This window comes from Wolbachia endosymbiont (group B) of Hofmannophila pseudospretella (assembly GCF_964028515.1).
Taxonomy (GTDB): Bacteria; Pseudomonadota; Alphaproteobacteria; order Rickettsiales; family Anaplasmataceae; genus Wolbachia.
On sequence record NZ_OZ034788.1, the window covers coordinates 1464188 to 1486883 of the forward strand.

At 34.8% G+C, this 22696-nt stretch carries 17 protein-coding genes, 1 tRNA gene and 2 pseudogenes; 6 read left to right on the plus strand and 14 right to left on the minus strand.

The features are described from left to right. Positions 1 to 99: 99 nt before the first annotated feature. Positions 100 to 819, minus strand: a complete 720-nt coding sequence (locus tag ABWU24_RS07080; RefSeq protein ID WP_353274703.1) for a group II intron reverse transcriptase/maturase — start codon at positions 817 to 819, stop codon at positions 100 to 102. On the opposite strand from ABWU24_RS07080, the gene ABWU24_RS07085 reads away from it, so the two are divergent. Next, positions 813 to 1818 (plus strand): IS630 family transposase gene (locus tag ABWU24_RS07085; protein WP_353274705.1). Its coding sequence is split into 2 segments (ribosomal slippage): positions 813 to 1322 and positions 1324 to 1818, totalling 1005 coding nucleotides; the frame shifts between segments, so codons are not numbered across the junction. The two genes, ABWU24_RS07080 and ABWU24_RS07085, sit on opposite strands and share 7 nt — an antisense overlap. On the opposite strand, the gene ABWU24_RS07090 is transcribed toward ABWU24_RS07085, so the two are convergent. From ABWU24_RS07090 to ABWU24_RS07120, 7 genes and pseudogenes are all read right to left on the minus strand, one after another. Then, the gene (locus ABWU24_RS07090) at positions 1812 to 2996 is read right to left on the minus strand and encodes a reverse transcriptase/maturase family protein (RefSeq protein ID WP_353274707.1); all 1185 of its coding nucleotides are present in this window, start codon (positions 2994 to 2996) and stop codon (positions 1812 to 1814) included. The two genes, ABWU24_RS07085 and ABWU24_RS07090, sit on opposite strands and share 7 nt — an antisense overlap. A 557-nt stretch (positions 2997 to 3553) precedes the next feature. Further along, positions 3554 to 4555 carry a group II intron reverse transcriptase/maturase gene (gene ltrA / locus ABWU24_RS07095; RefSeq protein ID WP_353274637.1) on the minus strand — a complete coding sequence of 334 codons (1002 nt, stop codon included), beginning with the start codon at positions 4553 to 4555 and terminating at the stop codon, positions 3554 to 3556. Next, positions 4509 to 4790: a hypothetical protein gene (locus ABWU24_RS07100; RefSeq protein WP_341815931.1), complete on the minus strand. Its 282-nt coding sequence runs from the start codon at positions 4788 to 4790 to the stop codon at positions 4509 to 4511. Before ABWU24_RS07100 ends, ltrA begins: the two co-directional genes overlap by 47 nt. A gap of 558 nt (positions 4791 to 5348) precedes the next feature. Further along, a complete protein-coding gene (locus tag ABWU24_RS07105; protein WP_051063868.1) occupies positions 5349 to 5528 on the minus strand; it encodes a hypothetical protein in 180 nt (59 codons plus the stop codon). 162 nt (positions 5529 to 5690) lie between these two features. After that, positions 5691 to 6140, minus strand: a pseudogene (locus ABWU24_RS07110) (DDE-type integrase/transposase/recombinase). A gap of 191 nt (positions 6141 to 6331) precedes the next feature. After that, positions 6332 to 7270, minus strand: coding sequence for a gamma-glutamyl-gamma-aminobutyrate hydrolase family protein (locus ABWU24_RS07115; RefSeq protein WP_135352788.1), 939 nt, complete (start codon positions 7268 to 7270; stop codon positions 6332 to 6334). A gap of 60 nt (positions 7271 to 7330) precedes the next feature. Further along, positions 7331 to 7403: transfer RNA gene (locus ABWU24_RS07120), tRNA-Phe, on the minus strand. A 74-nt stretch (positions 7404 to 7477) separates the two neighbouring features. On the opposite strand from ABWU24_RS07120, the gene coaD reads away from it, so the two are divergent. After that, positions 7478 to 7984, plus strand: a complete 507-nt coding sequence (coaD, locus tag ABWU24_RS07125; RefSeq protein WP_353274709.1) for a pantetheine-phosphate adenylyltransferase — start codon at positions 7478 to 7480, stop codon at positions 7982 to 7984. Positions 7985 to 8055: 71 nt separating this feature from the next. Next, positions 8056 to 8265 (plus strand): zinc-finger domain-containing protein, encoded by a 210-nt coding sequence (locus ABWU24_RS07130; RefSeq protein ID WP_015587723.1) that lies wholly within the window; start codon positions 8056 to 8058, stop codon positions 8263 to 8265. Positions 8266 to 8279: 14 nt separating this feature from the next. Here the strand turns inward: ABWU24_RS07130 and ABWU24_RS07135 are convergent, their stop codons facing one another. From ABWU24_RS07135 to ABWU24_RS07145, 3 genes are all read right to left on the minus strand, one after another. Continuing rightward, positions 8280 to 8906, minus strand: coding sequence for a phosphatidate cytidylyltransferase (locus ABWU24_RS07135; RefSeq protein ID WP_015587722.1), 627 nt, complete (start codon positions 8904 to 8906; stop codon positions 8280 to 8282). Continuing rightward, positions 8896 to 9591, minus strand: coding sequence for a polyprenyl diphosphate synthase (gene uppS, locus ABWU24_RS07140; RefSeq protein ID WP_015587721.1), 696 nt, complete (start codon positions 9589 to 9591; stop codon positions 8896 to 8898). Before uppS ends, ABWU24_RS07135 begins: the two co-directional genes overlap by 11 nt. 305 nt (positions 9592 to 9896) lie before the next feature. Next, complete coding sequence (locus ABWU24_RS07145; protein ID WP_353274711.1) at positions 9897 to 11123, minus strand: hypothetical protein; 1227 nt, start codon at positions 11121 to 11123, stop codon at positions 9897 to 9899. A 143-nt stretch (positions 11124 to 11266) separates the two neighbouring features. On the opposite strand from ABWU24_RS07145, the gene odhB reads away from it, so the two are divergent. After that, positions 11267 to 12439, plus strand: coding sequence for a 2-oxoglutarate dehydrogenase complex dihydrolipoyllysine-residue succinyltransferase (odhB, locus tag ABWU24_RS07150; RefSeq protein WP_341815991.1), 1173 nt, complete (start codon positions 11267 to 11269; stop codon positions 12437 to 12439). A 175-nt stretch (positions 12440 to 12614) separates the two neighbouring features. On the opposite strand, the gene ABWU24_RS07155 is transcribed toward odhB, so the two are convergent. From ABWU24_RS07155 to ABWU24_RS07165, 3 genes and pseudogenes are all read right to left on the minus strand, one after another. After that, a complete protein-coding gene (locus ABWU24_RS07155) occupies positions 12615 to 12992 on the minus strand; it encodes a transposase (protein WP_341816086.1) in 378 nt (125 codons plus the stop codon). Positions 12993 to 13173: 181 nt separating this feature from the next. Further along, positions 13174 to 14143: pseudogene (locus ABWU24_RS07160) on the minus strand (IS110 family transposase). A 679-nt stretch (positions 14144 to 14822) separates the two neighbouring features. Further along, the gene (locus tag ABWU24_RS07165; RefSeq protein WP_353274713.1) at positions 14823 to 15218 is read right to left on the minus strand and encodes a hypothetical protein; all 396 of its coding nucleotides are present in this window, start codon (positions 15216 to 15218) and stop codon (positions 14823 to 14825) included. A 218-nt stretch (positions 15219 to 15436) separates the two neighbouring features. Here ABWU24_RS07165 and clpB point away from each other — a divergent pair, with 218 nt between their 5' ends. Next, the gene (gene clpB, locus ABWU24_RS07170; RefSeq protein WP_341815993.1) at positions 15437 to 17998 is read left to right on the plus strand and encodes an ATP-dependent chaperone ClpB; all 2562 of its coding nucleotides are present in this window, start codon (positions 15437 to 15439) and stop codon (positions 17996 to 17998) included. A gap of 27 nt (positions 17999 to 18025) precedes the next feature. Continuing rightward, complete coding sequence (locus ABWU24_RS07175; protein ID WP_341815995.1) at positions 18026 to 22696, plus strand: NAD-glutamate dehydrogenase; 4671 nt, start codon at positions 18026 to 18028, stop codon at positions 22694 to 22696.

Below are 22696 nucleotides of genomic sequence, written 5' to 3' on the forward strand. Positions count from 1 at the left end.
TAGAGTGGGCAGCCAGCGAGTTACTTGTTAAGTACTTTTCCAACAACCCCTCTCCGAACCACGCATGATCGTTTCCGTATCACGTGGCTCTCCAATAATCTAACGTTTTAAGGAGTCACCATCATATTTTCCATATTGGATTTTCTTATGGCATTCATGACAAACAACAAGAGTTTTCCTCTGTCGTTCAATCATTCTCTTTTTCCATTCCGGTAGTTCAGTATTACGTTTACCTAGCAAATCAGCAAGTTTACGTACGTGATGTACTTCAATCTGCTCTTGTGATTTACATAATTCACAAGTTTGTGCCAATAGTCTTTGCTCTATTTCACTACGCTTATTCCATATTGGTATAAGGTTATCACTTATGCTTACCCATTTATTCCATTTTAGCAACACAGCACCAAAGTGTGTAATTAATGGTATCTTTGATGGTAAACGATCTACTCTGATTTGGATGACTTTTCGTTTTTCACCTTCATCATTTTCGATCGTCGCACCAAATTTTCTATAAATTTTCCTGCAAGTTGTTTTGTATTTAGATGCTAAAGTCTTTACTAATGATACTTCCATCACATATTTCAGATAACTTAGTGTGTGAAGGTTGTAGGCCATTTTGTAGTATTGTACAATTCCTCGATATTCAGTTTGATACTGAGCAACAATACTGTAAGCTGTATCAATTGTACGTTGAGGTAAATGTATCGGTTTACCACAACGCATATATTCATACCAATTCCCACTATATAAAGAACAGATAGACAATAATGGGAAAGAAGTGATACTAAAGTAGATAAAATAGAGAGGTATAAATGGCATTAAGGTCAAAACTATTAGACGAAAAAGTTGTAAATTTGGCGAAAGAAATGTTAAAAAAGGTCAGAAATAACGCATATGTTTCAAAAAAGTTACAAGCGGTGATAGCAGGAAAAGAAAGTAGTATAAGCGCTATGGCAAGAATATGTAAAATTTCAAGGACTGCTTTGACTGAATGGATAAAGCATCTAAAATTTGGTAGAGTAGAAAGATTATTTTCCCCGTCTCAGCGGCGAAGAAAAAGCAAATTAAACAAAAATCAACGTGAGCAAATTGAAATATGGGTAGAAAGAAATCCAAATATTACTATTAAGGAAGTGCAAATAAAAATCTCAGAGGAATTTGGCCTAAACATTAGCAAATCAACAGTGCACCGTGAGATACAAAGGATGAAGTTTTCTTACATAACACCGAGGCCAATTCACCATAAACAAGATAAAAACAAGCAAGAAGAGTTTAAAAAATACTTCAATAAAATAGTCAATTCCCACCCTGAAAAGGAGGTATTTTTTTGATGAATCACGATTTGGAACTCATTCAAAAATCGGACACGGATGGTTTAAAAAAGGGGTCAGAACACAGGTTAAAATGAAAATTGGTAGACAAAATTTCTATATCTACAGTGCGGTAAATCCAAGAAGTGGTAAGAAAATTAGCCTACTTGCTCCATATGTAAACACTGATTGTATGAATATATTTCTGGAGCAGATGTCGAAAGATTTAGGCACGAAAGAAGCCTTTCTTGTAATGGATTGTGCAAGTTGGCATAGATCAAAAAGTTTGAAAATTCAGGAAAACATTACCATCATATACTTGCCTCCTTATTCACCGGAACTGAATCCTGTTGAAAGGTTGTGGCAATATATCAAATACAATACTTTACGCAATAGTATCTACGATACCATAGGTTTACTTGAAGATGTTTTGTGTAATTTTATTGTCAATATTTCCAGTACTACTATTAAACGAGTTTGTAATGTTTCTTATTTGTTCGGTCAGTAATGGATTTTGGTATCAGAACACTTTTTCTGCTTTATATGATGTGGTACACGTAACCCAATACTACCGTTAATACATCGTTGTGTCCGATGATCATGTTTATCATCTGCATGCAAAACATGTATTTCATAACCCAAAAAATTGGCTTTGCTATCACACGCATGTGTAATAAACGTTTTATCTTCATTAAGCATAAGTTTGAGCTCCTCATTGAGAAACCCAGCAATCTCATTCTTAATTTGTTCAGCTTCATTCTTTGGTCCTGCAAACCCTACCAGAAAATCATCAGCATACCTAACATACCAAAGACGTCGATAATTTAGATCGCAAGAATCCTTAGATGGCATACCCTGCACTAATTGACGCAGTTGTTTTGCTTGATCCCAGTTCCCTTGTTTTCTCATCATCGATACTTGCATGGTTAACCTTAAATATTTTGGATTTGTCCTTCTTCGCTTACCTCGGTTATTTGCTGGTATTAGTATATGCTCCACATGTTTATCTAACCGATCGAGTAATATGTTACTCAGAATTGGACCAATAATAGAACCTTGTGGTACCCCACTATGACTCTTATTGTACTTCCAATTTTCCATATATCCTGCTTTTAGCAGTCGATTGATTAGCTGAATAAAACGGTTATCTTGGAAGCTTTCACTCAGTATTTTCAACAACATAGTATGATCAATTGAGTCATAACATGCACTGAGATCTCCCTCTATAAACCATTTTGTACCTCTGCCTTTTTGCATTACTGCTCTTAATGCAGTGTGGCATCCACGCTTTGGTCGAAATCCATGTGAACATTCACTAAATTTAGGCTCATAGTAGGCTTCCAATATTAATCGAATTACTTCTTGAAGTAACTTATTTGACCATGTTGGCAACCCTAACGGCCTGCGTTTACCACTCTTCTTTAAAACATAGATACGTTTTACTGGTGTCCACCGATATCGCTCATAGCGTAAACCCTCTATGATTTTATCGATCTTTTCCAAAGACATACCATCAACTGTTTCAACTGTCACACCTTCTGTCATAGCACCTTTATTACGACAAAGTTTGCCATACGCCCGAAGGTAAAGATCACGCTGATAGAGTAGGCGATATACGTTTTTAACCGGCAAATTTCTTTGTCCACGTTCACGTATAATGTTAAGTATTGTTTCAGCTTTCCGCATCTTGCGTACCTCCCAATTTCAACATTCAATTATCTGTCACCCTTTGCCCTGTATGTGGCTTTCCCACACTCCCCGGTGATTCGTTACTTTCACGACTACTACGATGACTCCGTAACCATAGAACTCGCGTTCCTTAGGTCATCCCATGTTCCGTCACTAAGAACTGTTCTAGATCAACTTAGGTTTTCTATTCATCCTCTTAAATAAGTTCACTACTTATCGTTCTACAGCCAGAATGTCACACAAACGAAAGTTTAATTTGTGCTTACTGTAGACATGGGGTTTTAAATGTGATACCCATGGATGTGAAATCCCACCCCTGAAGATTAGAATTCAAGCAGTTTAGCTTTAACCATATTGATCAGGTGTTGCAAGCCGTTACCTTACACATCTTCAGATAACTCTCGCTTTACATACATGCTCTTGTCCTCCTTCCCTTTCGGGTTAAAGTTAGTTGTTCACCTCGAGGCCATTTATTCTGAACCCCGCTTAGCTCCGCTAAGTATTTCTTAATGCGTACCACGGCGCACCCTCTCGGTTTATATAGCTCCCATTATTTAGTCCTTTGATCCTAACCCAAGTGTCCAATGATAGAAAATATTTGGAGACCTCTTTCTCACTTTTCCTAGAAATTGCTTTGCTAGTCTTCCATGATCTCGAAGTTTCTTATATTTGGTTCTGACCCATCTTATGAGGTATCTCTCTATATTTCTGAGAGATGTATAAATCTCCGATTTATAAAACCTGCCATAGTACTGAAACCAGCCTCTGACTATTGGATCTATTTTCTTCGATATTTCCTCTAATGTGGTCCACGTAATCCGATGTATTCTCCATGACTTTATGGTTTTCTTGATCTTCTTCTTGGCTTTGTTGCTGATTGCAGGTAGAAATGAAACATAACAGTCCCTCTTCTTATTCTTTGCTCCTCTAGCTCTAAAGGTATAGCCCAAGAAATCAAAGTTTTGTGTAGGAAACTCATCTCTCCTATCACCATCCTTACAGTACACTATCTGTGTCTTTTCAGGATGTAACCTCAATTTACACTTAGCCAATCTTTCTTCGATCATTACTTTCATAAATTCTGCCTGTCTCTTAGTTCTGCAGTGCACTATCGCATCATCCACATACCTCTCAAATGGTACTGTCGGGTAGTTCTTTTTCATCCATATATCAAACACATGATGCATGAATATATTAGAGATGATTGGGCTAACTGAACCTCCTTGCGGAACTCCTTTATCCCTAACTACCTTACTGCCATCTGCTTGCTGAATGGGGGCTTTCATCCACCTCTCAACATACAGTATGATCCATTTGCAGTCAGTGTGTTTCTTGATAGCCTGCAGTGCTAAATCGTGGTCCAGATTGTCGAAAAATCCAGATATATCAAGATCTACTGCCCAATCATTTTTCCAACATCTCTTCCGTGCTGTATATACCGCATCCAATGCAGACTTATTTGGTCTATAACCATATGAATCCTCGTGAAATTTCGGCTCTACTAATGGTTCAAGATACATAGTAGCGGCTGTTTGTGCTATCCTGTCGGACAACACATAGAGTTCTTTGTCCTCCCGTATCTTTCGGTATTGTAACAGCTTTTACTGGCTCGGGAAAATAACTTCCGGATGACATCCGATTCCATAGTTTGTACAAATTATCTTTTAGATTCTCCTCAAACTTTGTTATCGAGACCTCATCTACACCTGCAGCACCTTTATTTTTCGATACTTGTTTATAAGCTTTCCAAATAAGTTGCTTCGGTATATCAAAAGACTTTGTTTTATTCATTAATTCCTCCCATTACGGTTGACAAAATAATTAAAACTAAATAACTCAGTCCCTTCGCTCCATTTCCATTACAGAAACTTCTTCACTACTACAAACTGATCCGCCCCTGTTTTCCGCATCGGTACTCTCATCCTCAGAGATCTGCTCTTTGAATTTCTTCCTTATCATCGAAACGACAGGTTCCCGTAGTTCCATGCAATAGCCTAAAATAGATTCACGCCACTTTTATGCCGGACGCCACCTACCCAGTAAACAAGCTCCCGGTAGATTTATCCCAGATTAACGACTACCCCCTGGTTTTGACGTCGTCTCTACGCTTTCGACACTTCATCAGTGGTTCACTTGCGTTCGTCTCTCTATTTCACACATGACACATAATTGTGCCTTTTCCATAACGCTCACTACCTTAGCTCTTTACCAAAGCAGCTTATGGCTGTTTGAAGCCTGCTCTTGCAAACCGGCTCCGAGGGGCCCTCCCTCATCTATTGCACAGCTTCAACACTTCCCGTGTTTCTACGGCGCACAATCATCACAGTAGAAAATTACACTAATAGACTTTTACGCGTTTTTATGCGGTATCTTACCATATTTTCTTTTCATGCACTGAAAGAGTTCGTTTGTTAAAGCTTTTTTGACATGTTGCTCTAATCCGTGTAATGCAACACAAGCTAGCAACGGTGAGATCGTCCCTCCTTTAATTGTACCACGTTTTGTGGATTGAAGCTTTCCATCTTCCATAATACCCGCTCCTAACCATCCTCTTATGATTTTCTTTAGCGTTGGTATGGTGTTGAGTTTTTCAAGCAATGCATAGTCCCAAAATTGGGAGAAAAATCCTGGAGGTTCTGTCGCATCTATAAACCATAGAAAAGAAGATCATTAAAGTTGGGATTATAGGAGTTATAGAGCCATTAACATAGCAAAATTCTCAAAAGTAGAAACATTGTCATTAGCTCCGATAATTTGTTTTTTCTGAATCATGCGAATATTTTCTATACCTGTAATAGTAATCTTTGCGGAGTGCTGCAGACTTGTCTCTACTAACACACAAGAGGAAGTCTACAGTATTACCAATAGTGCTCTATATAAATAAACCCATTTACCGTTTAATTTAATGTAGGTCTCTCCAACTACTACCAACCTGCTTCTTTCTTTTCCTTACTGCCTAATCTATCAGTGGTAATAAACCACTTTGTAACGTAGCATGGTCAATTTTGCTCCCCTTATACTCATAATTTCTTCCAAATCTCGATAGCTCAAAGAGAATCGACATTTCATGTATACAGATAACATCGCTGAAAAGCTAAATCCTTTGAAATATGGCAATAATTTTTGATTGATACGAAACATCTTTGCTTTATTTTTAGACAATTATATCATTCTTCTTTCTACTTCCCTACAAATGCGACAGAACCGAAAGAACTTGCTCTAGAAAGACAAAAAAAAGTGTTCAACATTGTATCGGGATTCCAGCGTCACGCACTGGAACAACAAGAAAAAGGGTGCTGGCATGACATTAAATGATTTTCCTTATTTTAGCATTAAACGCGATGAAGAAAATCATTTATAATTGCTATAGCAACTAGTGTTGAAACCTGACGTACCTTTTGGCTTGACAAACGAGAGTTTTTATCTGATTTGACAACAAGGGCTTCTAGATGACTTTGAAAGTAAATATTACCATGCTTATCTTCGATAGCTTCTATTACCCCGTCATTGGCAAATGCTGCAATTTTATATCCAAGTAGCTCTAGCCTTCTTCTATTCTCTGTAGTATTACTTACTGTACCTGAATGAGCATTCGGAAAATAAGTTGAAAACCAGCCATTTTGATTAGGTAGTAAAAATCTAGCTACCACTTTTTCCAAACGACTACCTGGAACAATTTTTATCTGCTGAAGAGGCATATTCTCTTTTTGTGGATAGGATGCTGATTTTAAATGATTCTTCTCATCATTAACAACATTTGTTATTTCAATTTCTTTTGCATGCATAATGTCTTGTAAACCACCGCATATGGCAAGCAAATGAATTGTAGGATTGTCATCTACTATTTTTACAATTGCTTCATTCACAAGCTGGCGGTAAGGGTTAAGAGCTGAATGAAAGTTATCTGAAATAAATATTCTGTTTATCTTTTGCTCTTTGATAAATTTTGCAACTTCAACTTTTATTCGATCTAGTATCAGCTTTTTTGCCAATATTTCATCTTGTTTTGCGAACTCTTCTTGGATTTCTTTTAGATTAATTATTTTGTCGTAGTCAATGAATATAGTTTTAACCCCAAAATTATTGAATATCTCATAGATATTTTGAGATTCATCTGTTTGCAATAAACCAACAATTATATTATAATTTACTGCATTTTCTGCTGTCAAAGCAGATAATTCTTTGTTTACTTTTTCACTATAAGCGATATTACTTAATAGTAGAAATGTAATTAATAGTATATTAAATACTCTATTGTAACATTTATGCATTATTTCCTAAATAATTATATTAATATTGTAATATATTATAGAACATTAAGAAAAAGAATGTGGCCTGAGCAGGAATCGAACCAGCGACACAAGGATTTTCAGTCCTTTGCTCTACCAACTGAGCTATCAGGCCAACTACGTACTTTTATTTTTAGACAAAAAACGTTATTATGTCCATCAAAAGTTTTTGAAGTATAGAAACAAAAAATGAACATTAATAACAAAATAGGAATTTATCCTGGTACGTTTGATCCTATAACTTTTGGGCACCTTGACATAATAAAAAGAGCATGTAAGCTAGTCGATAAGTTGATAGTCGGTGTTGCAGAAAATGTTAACAAACATACTGCCTTTAACATAAAGCTACGCACAAGCATGGCTGAAAATGAAGTTAAAGGAGCAGAAATTAATGCAGATGTTATATCTTTTAATGGGTTGCTCGTGAAGTTTGCCAAAGAGCAAAATGCCTCTGTTATTATCAGAGGACTGAGGGCAGTATCAGATTTTGATTATGAATTTCAAATGAGTTGGGTAAATTATAAGCTCTCCCATGAAATCGAAACCATATTTCTTCCTGCATCTGAAGACACTCAATTTATCTCATCAAGTTTTGTGAAAGAAATAGCGAGATTAGGAGAAGATGTTAGCAGCTTTGTATCACAAAATGTCCAAACCGAATTGATTAATCTAAATAGGGTAAAAAATGGAGAATAAATATTTGTTGTTTTCTCCACTTCAAAGCGGTTATGCTCGATGTACAAAATACTATAAAATAAAGGAGCAGTATGTCAGAAGTGAGGGATAATAATCTAATAGTTTGCTGCCGTGGTGATGAGAATGATGATGGTTCTGGTCATCCAGTAGTATATTTACATAAAGAAGGAGAAATGTATTGTCCTTATTGCAGTAAGCCCATGAGTGAAATAGTAAACTCCGAAGAATTTCAATCTGTTGAGGTGAAAGCAGTGAACAAAAAGGAAAGGACCAAAGGTTAATAGCACTTCATTCTTTAGCTTATGTAAATAGCAATAAAGGGGGCAGTAAAGATCAAACTGTCCATACGGTCAAGTACTCCTCCATGGCCAGGTATTATACCTCCACTATCTTTAACATTGTAAACTCTTTTTATGAGTGATTCAGTAAAATCTCCAAGTTGGGCTAGAATAGCAATTGTAAAGCCAATTATTGGGGAATAGAAAATTGGAAATAAACTCAAAAATATTGAACCAAAAATTGTACAAAATACTCCAGCTAAAACTGCACCTAAAAGCCCTGACCAAGTCTTTCCAGGACTAATAATTGGGCAAATTTTAGCACCACCAAAGTTTTTACCAAATAGGTAAGCGGTAATATCGATGCTCCAAATGGTTAAGATAAGCCATATTAATTCATATTTTCCCTGTGGTAGATTATATAAGTATATCAGCGATGCATTTGGTAGTGCAATGAGTAGTAATGCGAAAATGTATAAGATTCTATTGCCCTGAGTTAGATTATACCATTCAAAAGAAGATAAAACTGCAATTGAGAAAATTAGTAGATAAAACGATAAATCACTGAAATATGTGGCAAAAGAAAATATAAGTAATATGACTATTGAGGACAGTGTTCTCACCATAAAATTATTATCTACCATATTTTTTCTCTCTCTTTGTATAATCTGCTAATGCTTTACTCAAATCTTGACAAGAAAAATCAGGCCATAAAGTATCACAAAAATACAATTCAGCATAAGCTGCTTGCCATAGTAAAAAATTGCTTAACCTTTTCTCGCCACCAGTGCGAATTAATAAATCCAATTTTGGTAAATCTTTAGTATACAGAAATTTTTCAAATTCCTCTTCCAATACGCAATCAATATTTCCTTTTATGACGTTGTTGATAGCATGTATAATTTCCTGCTTTGCTCCATAACTAACTGCAACAGTGAGTAATAGACCATCGTTCTTATGTGTCACTTCTTCTGCTTTTTTGATTTGATCGAATATTTTACTGGGCAATAGACTTAAATTGCCAATAAAATTTAACTTAATGTTACAATTGTAAATGAATTTCATTTTATCTTCATTAATTAAAGTGGAGTAAAATAAATTAAATAGGTAGTCTGTTTCGTTTTCAGATCTGAGCCAATTTTCCATGGAAAATGCATACAAAGTTAAGTAAGATATGGCTAAGGTTGTGCAATGTTTAGCAATATCAAATGCAACTTCACTGCCTTTTCTATAACCATCAATTTTTACCATTCCTTGATTCTTTGCCCACCTACCATTACCATCCATAATAATTGCTAGATGTTTTGGTAGAGATTCTAGATTTAACATTTTAATTCAACCTGTTATTCGGTTTTACCAATATTACCCATATTAGGTTAGCTTAATTTCTATGTAAAACGTTCACTATATTCACCTGAACTACATTATTACTGAAAAATCATTGATAGTCTATACTCTACTCTATGAATAAAGTTTTCTGAACCTCGGTGTCAGCTACCAGTGATTTTACTAAGAAAATATGGCAAAAATGGTCTAAATTGAGCGTGTTTTCTTAATTTGATGCGTATGGTTTATTTAACACCCTCTTAAATTTATAAAGCAAAACCTTGGATACAAACACTTTTTAAGCTATGTCATGATATGTAACTGACTTGCATTTTTTCTTTCCGTGTCCCACTTAAGACATTACTAGGCCCATTTTTATCTTCTAGTAGTTTTATAATATCGCTAAGACTAGAATGACTACACATGGATTTTAACTCTTCAAAAGGAGTAAAACCGATTCTATTAACAACTTCCTGATTTCCTAGTAATTCTATTGTATCTACGTAGTTAAGATTATCACGATAAAATATGAGTCGAAATTTTTTAATGTTAAAAGAAATGATATTCTCAACAACCTCCTGATTTTTTAGTAGTCTTACAATATCGCTAAAGAGTAACTTATCATTACAAAGTATGAATTTAAGTTTTTCATAATCAATAAAATTGATGTGCTCAACAACTTGTTGATTTTCTAGCAACCTTATAATCTTGTAACTGCTACTAGTATAATTGCTACTATTAAACTTATCGCTATTATGAATGAGTTCAAATTTTTCATAATCAATAAAACAGAGGTATTCAACAACTTTTTGATTTCCTAATAACTCCATAATATTTTCACCACTAAACTTATTACTCTTGAGTATAAGTTGAAGCTTTTTATCACCAATAGAGTTAATTCGATCAATAGAACTCTGATCTTTTAGTAATTCTGTAACATTTTGCTCACTAAGCTTACCATCACTCTCAACTATCATCCATTGAATAAGACGGATATTCCTAATATCATTTTGATTTTTTGGTGGTATTTCCACATCTGCATCGTTGTAAAACTGAACATCATCAACACGTTTTTCATTAATTCCTTTATTTCCTAGTGCTTCTTTAGCAAAGTTATTCGGATCATTTTTTTCATCTTCCTCGTAATCAAAATTATCATAATATCCATAATCTTCTTCATTCTTTTCGTTACCACTACTTTCGAATTCATTATTGGTATTGCAAACCTCTTCACCTTTTAGTATTTCTAGAATATTGCGCTCCGAAGGTGCATCATTTAGCATGGAACTAAACATTTCATCATCGTAATCGTTGATGTGATTAACAATGCTCTCATCTGAGAGTAATTCTTCAATACCTTTGTAACTAAACTTATTATTATACTTGCATAAGATTTTAAGTTTACTGTAATCCATTGAATTGATGCCATCAACAACTCTTTGACTTGATCGTAATCTTATGTCATAAGCCTTACATATCAGTTGAAGTTTTTCGTTATCTAAATCCTCTGCATTGTCTGCTTTATCAAAATCCATAATCTTATTTCAATTTACTTAGTATTTTAATTTTAAACATATAAAAAGAAATAATCAAGCATAAGGCCTAATGAATTTATTAGTTTATTACATGTCTCTTTTCATGTATAAATTTATAGAAAGTTTTATGTAGAAGTTATTTTATGAGCAAAATTATAGAAATAAGAGCGCCAAAAACTCTTGGTGGTGAATCGGTTACGGAGGGTATAGTAAAAATAAAGAAAAATATCGGTGAAGCAATAAAAGTAGATGACTTGATCTTTGAAATTGAGACTGACAAAACAGCACTCGAATTAACTGCAGAAGCTTCAGGACAAATAACCGAATTTTTTGTGAAAGAAGATGATGTAATTAGCCCTGATCAGTTACTGGCAAAACTTGCTGTAGGAGAAATAAAAGAAGAAGTGAAAGAAGAAAATAAGGGCGAAAGCGCTGCTAAAAAAGATGCCCCTTCAGCTCGTAAAATTATGGAAGAAAATGCAATCAGTGCAGAAAGTGTAAAAGGAACTGGCATGGGAGGCAGAGTAACCAAAGCAGATGTGATAGACCATATGAGTAAGGCTGAACAACCTGCGATAAAACAATATGAATCGCCAAAAAGCGTAGCAAGTGGAGAGAGAAGAGAAGAACGAGTGAAAATGAGCAAAATAAGGCAAGTCATTGCTGCTCGTTTGAAAGCATCACAAAATACTGCTGCAATACTGACCACGTTCAATGAAATTGACATGAAAAATGTCATGGATCTCAGGGCAAAGTATAAAGAAACTTTCGAAAAGAAATACGGAATAAAACTTGGTTTTATGTCGTTTTTTATAAAGGCAGCAGTGCAAGCGCTGAAAGAAATTCGTGAGATTAACGCTGAAATTTCAGGTGATGAAATCATATATAAAAATTACTATGACATAGGCGTTGCTGTTGGCACTGACAAAGGTCTTGTTGTACCAGTTATTCGTGATGCTGATCAAATGTCATTTGCTAAAATTGAACTAACTTTAGTTGCCCTTGGCAAAAAAGCACGAGAAGGTAAGCTGCAAGTATCGGAAATGGAAGGTGCAACATTTACTATCTCAAACGGTGGTGTATACGGTTCACTTCTTTCTACTCCAATAATCAACCCTCCCCAATCTGGAATACTTGGCATGCACTCAATACAAAATAGACCAGTTGCTGTAGGTAGCTCAATTGAAATCAGACCAATGATGTACATTGCTCTCTCTTACGACCACAGAATAGTTGACGGTAAAGGAGCAGTTACTTTCCTTGTTAAAATAAAAAATTACATAGAAGATCCAAATAGATTAGTTTTAGAAATTTAAGCAGGTTAAAAGCGACAAGTAAGTTTTTCTGAAGTTTTCAAGGTGGGTGTTACAGTTGTACAAACATTTGCAAAGGTAACTTATACGAAAAATGGTCAGTGTTTACTGTACGGACATTGTAATCTATGCCGGCTTTGTTGCATGGCTACTAATGTGAAGGAGTGATGGAAGAGATTTATGAGATAAGTTCGAAAATAGGCATACCGATATCAGAAAATTTGTTAATCAAGTAGCATTTTAAGAGCATCTCTTGAGAGCGGTTTATCTCAGATTTATTCTTAAAACTAAATTCAAATGTTTTTTTGAGTCTAAAGAAAAAACTCTCAATACGTGACCGTATTCCATACCCTGTCTGCCTTTTCCATTGAGTTAAATTGCATCTTTTTCTTATATTAATGTTGTTATTTCTTTCCGAGAAGTGGTCTATATTGTCACAGATTTTTGCATTCTTTCTTGGCTTTATAATTGGTTTTAAATTATATTTATTGCATAATTGATATAAACTTGTTGTATCATAAGCTCCATCTGCACAAAGAGACTTAATCTTATAGATATCGCATCAACTATGTTTTTTAAAAATTTTTTATTTGTGTAATTCTGTAACTTTGTTCAATCATGTAGGCAATAAAAACCCGTGTGTCATAGAAATAAAATTTTATATCAAACAGCTGCCATAACAATTTCTGCTTAGCTAATGAATATGTGCTTTAAGTCTGTGTGGACGCACATATTCATTAGCCAATTTCAGTTACCATTGTGAAAGTATGCAAATTAATTGCTTCTTCAAGTCTTGCATTAGCAATTACTATAATTTTTCGCATTAGAGCTGTTATAGCTACCATTTTCTTCTTACCACTTTCAACAAGCTTGGAATAAAAGGCACCAAGTACAGATTTGGACCTTGCAGCAGACATGGCAGCTGTAAAAAGCTTTTTACGGACACTACTTCTACCACCTATAATCCTTCGATAACCAACAGCTTTACCACTTTCCCTAGGATTAGATGCAACTCCGTCAAGACTTGCTACTTCTCTTCTGTTTAAGTAACCAAGCTCCGGTATTAAACACAGAAAATCTTGTGATAACTTTTTACCTATTCCAGGAACTGTTTTAAGGATTTTTTGATGTTCTTGTAACTCATGGATTTCATCAATGATTTTTTGTATAGTATTATTGAGTTCATCTATTTGGCTATTAAAGAATTCAATAGTTTTTTGACAACTTTCTCTTATATGGTCGTTTTCAGGTGCTTCCAGTCTACATTTTTCCTGAGCTCTCATTTGCGTGATGTCATCACGACGTTGACAAAGCGCAACCAAGGTTGATTGTTTTTCAGAAGTAGGTACAAATAGAGAGAGTTCTATGGCGTTCAAATCCATATTGAGCAAGAACTCTTGCATCTGATTTATCGGATTTTGCTAAAGTTCCGTGAGATAAAATAAAACTTTTTACTTTGCGGGTATTAGCTCGATGTACGGTGATATTCTTGTCAATAAGAAAATTCGACAAACCAAGCTCATATTTTCCTGTATTTTCTAAAGTCACTAAAGAATTAGGTAAGATATCTGAGAACTTTTGACACAATCGTTGCCAACCAGAAGTATTATTGTCAAATTCGACAGCATTCTTCTGCTTGTGAACTGCAACAACATTCTTGAATTTTTCGATGTCAATGCCAATAAAATTTTGATAAGATCTAACCATGATAACCTCGATAGTTTTATTAATTTAAGATTGTAAACGGGTGCATATATATGTCCCACACAACTATTCAAACGTATCGAGAGATGGTCTAGTGTACCTTGATGCGAACGGTTGTAATACCAACTTCCTCTCGGTCGCACACGCCCGTGATAACCCTATTCCTATAGTGAGTAGGGTTATCTTTTCCTCTTATCTCTTTTATATCACATTTTTAACTTACAATCTTCATCAGAATTAATAATGTATTCTACCTTTTTATCTAGTTGTTTTTACATTTTAGCTTTTTCTTTGGCATTTTGAGCATCTAAACAAGAAGAAGTAATTGTTAGCTCTTTGCACTGCAGCTGAAAGCGCAAAAACTAGAGCAGAAAATACAGCACCACCAATAATAAATGGAAGGCCAACACTTAACGCTGCAACTGGAGCTAAGAAACTAACATAAGGAGCTGCAGCAAACACTCCTGATGCTAACAAAGTTGCTATAGCTAAAGTACTACCCCTTTTTTACAGTAAAGGTAGCAAAAAAAGCTACAAATCTATGTAGTATTTAAACTCGCTCCTACTGGGACCTGAACCTAATCCACTACAACATATCAGAAAACATTATCTCTATTTTTTCTGATTACACACTGAATTTTTTCTCAGCATAATGATTATGAGATTGCTTTTTAGCTTGGTTTTACTCAACTAAAGCTAAGTTATTAGAAATTACCTGGTTTATTTGAGCGTTAGCAATATGAGTATCTTGTTGTTTACATTTAGTACAATACATAATAGATGCAGCTCCAACACAAGCAGCTCCAGCAATTAAGGCAATTTGATTAAAGTCTTTGTTATAACCTTGGTTAAATCCTTCACTGTAGCCTTTTTTGTAGCCCTCCATATAACCATCTTCATAACTTTTTTGTTGTGCAAAAAACCCATAAGCGTATGTAAATAATGCTCCTCCTGCAGCGTAAAATATACCCTGTATTCCAGGTTTGATTATGTCTGGAACAAGCCTGACGCCATTCTTTATTTCTTGTACTATAGAAATTGTTGTTAAGTTCTTTATGTTAAAATCATTGATATTCATTGCTTTTTGTAAAAAAATTAAGCTATATGCTTTATATCTTAACATTAATTTGGTTTTAAAACAAATTAATATTTTAATATAGGTTTTCTCTTTTGTAGAGAATCTGCTTTTCCTTGTTTTGTATGAACTTAGAAAATTTTTATTAATAAATGACTTTAGGTTTAAAATTGAGGAAGTGGTTGCTATATATATCAGCAAATATGAGTTAAATTTATATTATGGACTTGAATAAATTTACCGAAAAAGGAAAAAGCCTAATTCAAAGTGCTCAAATGAAAGCATTGGGAGCTGGGCATCAGATTTTTATGCCTGAACATTTACTTAAAGTAATGCTTGAAGATGAATCAGGTTTTGTTCAGGATCTGATAGGCTCTTGCGATGGGAATGTACAGAATATTTCTGATGCTGCGAATAATGTAATTAAAAAATTCCCAGTAGTTGAAGGGCCAGGGAGTGGTGGCCTTCAGCTTTCAAGAGAGGTAGCAAAAGTTTTTGAGGATTCAATCGGTATTGCGAGGAGGAATAAAGATACATTTGTTACTGTTGAGCGTTTATTGCAGGGTCTTGCTGCACAAAAAGATGATACTGTAGGTAAAATTTTAGCAGAAGGTGGTGTCACACCATACAAATTGAACTCGGTTATTGCAGAAATGAGAAAAGGTAGCAGTGCAGACTCGCCAAATAGCGAGGAAAAATTAAATGCGGCAAAGAGATATACAAAAGATATTACAGAGCTTGCTATGCAAGGTAAGCTTGACCCTGTAATTGGTCGTGATGAGGAGATCAGAAGAACTATGCAGGTATCGCTAAGGCGAACAAAAAATAATCCAGTGCTGATCGGTGAGCCTGGTGTTGGAAAAACTGCAATAGTTGAGGGTTTGGCAAACAGAATTGTTGCAAATGATGTACCACTTGGTTTGCGTGATGCAAAAGTTTTAGCTTTGGATCTAGGTGCGTTAATTGCTGGAACAAAATTCAGAGGAGAATTCGAAGAAAGATTAAAAGCAGTAATCAATGATATTTCAAAAGCAGAGGGGAAAGTTATCTTATTTATAGATGAGCTTCATACTTTAGTTGGAGCAGGAGCAACAAGTGGTGCAATGGACGCTTCAAATTTGCTAAAGCCTGCTCTTGCGCGTGGAGAAATTCGCTGTATAGGAGCTACAACTTTAGATGAGTATCGTCAACATATAGAGAAAGATCCTGCGCTTGCAAGGCGTTTTCAGCCTGTGTTTATTTCTCAACCAACTGAAACTGATACTATTTCAATACTGAGAGGTTTGAAGGAGAGATATGAGGTGCACCATGGTATTAGAATCACAGATGGTGCAATAATTGCTGCTGCAACGCTTTCTAATAGATATATAACAGATAGATTTTTACCTGATAAAGCGATTGATTTAATTGATGAGGCAGCAAGCAGAGTAAGAATTGAGATGGATAGCAAACCTGAGGTTATTGACGAACTTGAGAGAAAGATTATACAACTAAAAATTGAATCAGAAGCTTTAAAAAAAGAACGTGATGAAAACTCTAAGCAACGTTTAAAAAAGATAAATGAGGAAATTGAAAGTCTAAACAGTAAATTTGCTGACTTAAGCAGTAAATGGCAGATGGAAAAGAATAAGATAGCTAAAATACAAGAAACAGCTGAAAAATTGGATAACGCGAGAAAAGAGCTAGAATTGGCTCAGCGCAATGGAAATTTAGGAAGGGCAGGGGAGTTGATGTATGGTGTGATTCCTCAATTTAAAAATGAGTTAAAAAATCAGGAAAAAGTTACTGATAGTTTCCTAAAGAAAGAAGTTACTGAGAGTGATATTGCAAATATTGTTTCAAAATGGACAGGCATTCCAGTTGATAACATGATGCATAGTGAAAAGGAAAAGCTCCTTAACATGGAAAATGAAATAGGAAAAAGAGTAATAGGGCAGAGAGATGCAATTGAAGCGATAAGTAATGCAGTAAGGCGCTCCCGTTCTGGTGTTCAGGATACTAATCGACCTTTTGGTTCATTTTTATTCTTAGGTCCAACCGGAGTTGGAAAAACAGAGTTAGCAAAATCTCTTGCCGAATTTTTGTTTGATGATCAATCAGCACTTCTACGCTTTGATATGTCAGAGTATATGGAAAAACACTACGTTTCAAAGTTAATTGGTGCGCCTCCAGGATATGTTGGTTATGAACAAGGTGGCAGATTAACCGAAGCAGTAAGGAGAAGACCATATCAGGTAATTTTATTTGATGAGATAGAAAAGGCAAATCCAGATATATTTAATATACTACTGCAGATTTTGGATGAAGGTAGACTCACCGATAGCCATGGCAAATTAATTGATTTTCGTAATACCATACTAATTTTAACTTCTAACCTTGGAGCTGAGATGATGCTAAGAGGAGCTACCGAATCTGTGAAAGATGAGGTGATGAAAATAGTTAAGTCAGCGTTTCGTCCAGAATTTTTAAATAGACTGGATGAAATTATTATATTCCACAGCTTAACCAAAGATGACATTGATAAAATTATAGATGTTCAATTCTCTTATTTACAAAAGATGCTTGCTAAGCGTAAACTGAGTATTAGTTTATCGCAAGAAGCTAAAGAACTAATGGCACAAACTGGATATGACCCTGAATATGGAGCGCGGCCTCTGAAAAGGGTAATACAAGAATGCATTCAAAATAATCTAGCTAAGTTAGTTTTATCGGGGAAAATAGTAGAAGGAGATGAGCTAATAGTGTATACTTCTGGTAACGAAATCTTAGTTAAAAAGATCTAGATTCGCTGTGTATTTTTGTTTTGAAAAATGTGTATAAATCATAATGTTAATGTTGAGTCTTTATTTAAGCTAGTTGATCAAGGGAATAAAAAAGAGAAAGAAAAAATTAAAGAGTTTATACAGTACTTTTATAATTTTGTTTATAATAGTGACCTAAAAGTCAACGATAAATTTCTTTTATACATTGCAGAAGATGCATACAACTTCATTCTTAAAAAAGAAAAAGAAGAAAGTAAATTGGCAGTAAGTAATGTAAATGATATTTCAGGAATAGAAGGCAATTTCACTATAATTAAAATCACAAATTATGACATGCCCTTTTTAGTGGATTCTGTCATTTCCACTATTAAGTCACACGGTTTAACTATATGCTATTATAGTAACAGCATAATTAATGTTCAAAGAAAAAATAGCCTAATAGATAAAATTCATCTTTTGGAAGAAAGTAATGGAATCAAAGAGTCAGTAATATATGTAATTATTAAAGGCATAAGTGGTAGCTTTGTTGATACACTAGAAGAATCTCTACGAAAGACGCTAAAAGCAGTTAACTGCGTTGTAAAGGACTGGCAATTGATGCTCAAGAAGCTTCTTGAGCATCCGGCATTGGATGCTGGAGGCAGAGATTTTCTAGCTTGGTTGAAAAATAACAATTTTGTATTTTTAGGTTATCAAGAATACATTACAAATAAAGAAGGAAAGCTTGCTATAAGTGGTAAGGAGAGCCTCGGGTTAATGAGAGCAAGTGAAGAGTACCAAAATTCATCAATTTCTTCTGAAAGCTTGAATTCTTTATACATACTAAGATCAGACCTAATCTCAATAGTTCATCGGCGTACCTATATGAATTGTATAGGAGTGAAAGAATTTAATGATCAGGGTGATGTAATAAGGGAACAGCATTTTTTTGGGCTATTTACTTCTATAGCAGAAGTGCAAGATATTCGAACTATTCCGGTAATAAAGGATAAGGTTACAACAATAGAAAAAAAGGCAGGATTTGTTCCTGGTGGCCATAACAATAAAGCTTTAATTTCCATTTTACAGGCATTTTCTTGTGACGAATTATTCCAATCAAATGAAGACGAGTTATTTGAAACTTGCACCTCGATCATGTCTCTTGCGATTAGACCAAGAGTCAAGTTATTTTTGAGAAAGCTAGGGAACTTTATTAGTTGCATAGTACTGATACCGATGCGTTATGCTAGCGCTAGGCTAATGTTCAAGATACGTGATATATTGAAGGATGAAACAAGTGCAGGAAGTTCAGATATTTATAACAATCACATTATCAATGAATATGATCTGATGAAATTACATGTAGTACTAAAGGCCAAAAATGCTAGCGTTCTTGATGATGAGGTTTTGCATATCGAAAACAAATTAAGAAACATTACGGAAAAGTGGGAAGATCGTTTTATAGACAATTTATATAATACTTTTAGCACTGTTGAGGATGTATTCATCCGCTATTCTCATGCATTTCCGGTAAGCTATCAAGAGAATTTTGAACCTCATGATGCATATTACGACATGAAAAAATTGGAGATAGTAAGGAAGAAAGGAGTAAGTGAGGTTGATTTGAGACTTACTTGTGACAATCTTAACTATCAGTTAAAAGTTTACACTCCAAGCAATGGTGGTCTTGAATTATCAAAGATATTAAAAATTACTAAGAATTTAGGAGCAAAAATTCTATCTCATAATGGTTATTATATAGAAATCAATGGTGGAATATGGATACACCACTTTGTGTTATCAAGAGTCGATGAGTTAATAAGTGACATTACTCTGAAAGAGCAATTTGAAATAACGCTTGCAAAAGTGTTCAACAAGGAAATTAAAAATGACTATTTCAACAGTTTGATCATTATTGCTGGGCTCAAATGGAAGGAAGTGCTTCTTATTAGGGTGTTAAGTGCCTATCTAAAGCAGACGTTATTTAACTATAACCCAGAATATATCCAAAAAGTGGTCTCAGAGTACCCAAAAATAGTGAAATATCTGATACAGCTATTTCGTGCAAGATTCAATCCTAATATAGATATTGATAGAGCAGAAACTACTAACATTTTCCAGGAAAAAATTGAAGAATTACTAAAAGAGATCAGTAACGTTTCACATGATTACGTTTTGCGTTCGATATTTAACTTGATAATGGCAATTTTGAGAACCAGTTATTATCAAGATGATAAGCCATACTTATCTATCAAATTTGATTCAAGTAAAATAAATGGTTTACCTGACCCGCGCCCATACCGTGAATTGTATGTTTATTCAAACCTTTTTGAGGGAATACATCTAAGAGGAGGGAGGTTAGCTCGTGGTGGTTTGAGATGGTCGGATAGAACGGAAGATTTTCGCACTGAAGTTTTGGGACTCATGAAAGCCCAGATGACAAAAAATGCGGTCATTGTACCTGTTGGCGCAAAGGGTGGGTTTGTAATAAAGCAAGTTTATAAAGACAAAAACATTTTAAGGGAGAAAGGTGTTGAATGCTATAAGAATTTCATCAGAGGAATGCTTGATATTACTGATAATGTAGTTGATGGCAAAATAACTCCACCAGAAAATGTGATTAGGTATGACGAAGATGATCCATATTTGGTAGTTGCAGCAGATAAAGGCACTGCTTCATTTTCTGATTATGCAAACGAAATATCCTCTGAATGTAACTTTTGGCTCGAAGATGCATTTGCATCTGGTGGATCAGCAGGTTATGACCACAAAAAGATGGGTATTACAGCCAGAGGTGCATGGATTGCAGCGCAGAGGCATTTTTGGAAAATGAATAAGGATATTTACCAGGATGCAACTGTTATTGGAATTGGGGATATGGCTGGCGACTTATTTGGAAATGGTATGCTGCTTTCAAAAAATATACATTTAATCGGCGCATTTAACCATATGCATATTTTTATTGACCCAAACCCTGATGCAGAAAAGAGTTTCACAGAGCGTAAACGCCTCTTTGAGTTACCATTTTCAACTTGGATGGATTATAACAAAGATTTGATTTCTAAGGGTGGAGGAGTATTTGAGCGTAGCAGCAAGCAAGTAAACATTTCTCAAGAAATGAAAAAATGCTTTGATATAACAGAAGATATACTGCCTCCAAGTGATTTGATTAGATATCTACTCAAAGCAGAAGTGGACTTCATATGGAATGGAGGAATTGGCACCTTTGTTAAGGCAAAGAGTGAAAATCATAGCATGGTCGGTGACAAAGCAAACGATGAGCTGAGAGTAAATGGTAAAGATATTAGAGCTTCTATGTTTATAGAGGGTGGCAACCTTGGTTGCACGCAGCTTGGAAGGGTAGAATACGCTAAAATAGGTGGGTATATCAATGCAGATTTTATTGATAATTCAGCAGGAGTAATATGTTCTGATCTTGAAGTTAACATCAAGATTGCTTTTGTTGCAATTATGAAAGAAGGGGGAATTCCTTTGGAAAAAAGGAATGAAATACTGGCTAGCATGATAGATGAAGTTGCATTTAAGGTACTTGAGGACCATAACAGGGTTGAAACAAAAGCATTGCTCCTTGAGTGCTTACAAGCTAAAGAAAGGTTGGAGCAACACCATAAATTATTACTCAGTTTAGAGAAATCTGGGTTATTAAACCGAGATGTAGAATGCTTGCCAGCTGAAGAAGAAGTAGCGAGAATGTTAACTGGCACAGAAGGTTTCAGTTCTCCTCAACTTTCTGTTCTGATGTCTTATGCAAGAACAGCAATAAAGAATGAAATTATATACTCTGAGCTACCTGAAAAAGATTTCTTGTGCCGTGATTACTTACTAAATTACTTTCCACAAAGGATGGTAACAGAGTTCAAGGATTCCATATTGAAACACCAACTTTCTAGGGAAATTATTTCTACTTGCATTGCAAATGATGTGGTAAATAGGATGGGCTGTATATTTATTAATAATTTGGTTGAGAGTACTGGAATTAAAGTACATGAAGCAGTTAACATATATATCGTTGTTAATCACCTATATAATTTAAATAGCCTGTGGCAGGAAATTGATAAACTGGATGGAAAGATTGATGTTAATTCGTACTTGCAGGTAGTGAGAAGTGTGCAAAAATTTATTGGTAGAGTATCATTTTGGTTAGTAAAAAATCTTGGTGAGCTTAATCTTGTAGAACTAGATGATGTTATAAAATTTAGGGATGCGATTGAGACTTTAGGCCATGAGATTTTAGATGAGCGCCTATTAAAGATCTATAATCATGGATTAACTTCTTTGATAGAGTTTAATATAGATAAAGATTTAGCAAAAAGGGTTGCTGATCTACGTATTCTTATTTATGCGCTGGACGTTATATCTATTGCTGAACAGACATCTTTATCCATCTTTGAAGCTGGTAAAATATACTTTGAATTAAAGTCGCTGCTAAGGCTTGATATGATTAGAACAGTTGCTGTCAAGATGAAAAGCCATTCTTCCTATTGGGATCGCAGCTTAATTAATGACTTATTAGATGATTTAAGCAATTATCATTATAAGTTAGCTGTTAAAGTTATAAAAGCTACTGATAATCATGTAGATAAGGTTCAAACTTGGGTTCTTAATGATAAGGATGATATAGAACGTTACAATAGTTTTTTAGATGAGATGGTTGCTTCTAAACTTGATTTAAGTAAATTAATACTCATAATCAGGAGAGTTAAAGTACTTGCTTCATAG

Coding starts and splice junctions, on each gene's coding strand:
- ABWU24_RS07100 (WP_341815931.1), bottom strand. CDS start 4,790: ATGAATAAAACAAAGTCTTTTGATATACCGAAGCAACTTATTTGGAAA.
- coaD (WP_353274709.1), top strand. CDS start 7,478: ATGAACATTAATAACAAAATAGGAATTTATCCTGGTACGTTTGATCCT.
- ABWU24_RS07145 (WP_353274711.1), bottom strand. CDS start 11,123: ATGGATTTTGATAAAGCAGACAATGCAGAGGATTTAGATAACGAAAAA.
- clpB (WP_341815993.1), top strand. CDS start 15,437: ATGGACTTGAATAAATTTACCGAAAAAGGAAAAAGCCTAATTCAAAGT.
- ABWU24_RS07165 (WP_353274713.1), bottom strand. CDS start 15,218: ATGAATATCAATGATTTTAACATAAAGAACTTAACAACAATTTCTATA.
- ABWU24_RS07130 (WP_015587723.1), top strand. CDS start 8,056: ATGTCAGAAGTGAGGGATAATAATCTAATAGTTTGCTGCCGTGGTGAT.
- ABWU24_RS07115 (WP_135352788.1), bottom strand. CDS start 7,270: ATGCATAAATGTTACAATAGAGTATTTAATATACTATTAATTACATTT.
- ABWU24_RS07090 (WP_353274707.1), bottom strand. CDS start 2,996: ATGCGGAAAGCTGAAACAATACTTAACATTATACGTGAACGTGGACAA.
- ABWU24_RS07175 (WP_341815995.1), top strand. CDS start 18,026: ATGTGTATAAATCATAATGTTAATGTTGAGTCTTTATTTAAGCTAGTT.
- ABWU24_RS07105 (WP_051063868.1), bottom strand. CDS start 5,528: ATGGAAGATGGAAAGCTTCAATCCACAAAACGTGGTACAATTAAAGGA.
- odhB (WP_341815991.1), top strand. CDS start 11,267: ATGAGCAAAATTATAGAAATAAGAGCGCCAAAAACTCTTGGTGGTGAA.
- ABWU24_RS07080 (WP_353274703.1), bottom strand. CDS start 819: ATGCCATTTATACCTCTCTATTTTATCTACTTTAGTATCACTTCTTTC.
- uppS (WP_015587721.1), bottom strand. CDS start 9,591: ATGTTAAATCTAGAATCTCTACCAAAACATCTAGCAATTATTATGGAT.
- ABWU24_RS07135 (WP_015587722.1), bottom strand. CDS start 8,906: ATGGTAGATAATAATTTTATGGTGAGAACACTGTCCTCAATAGTCATA.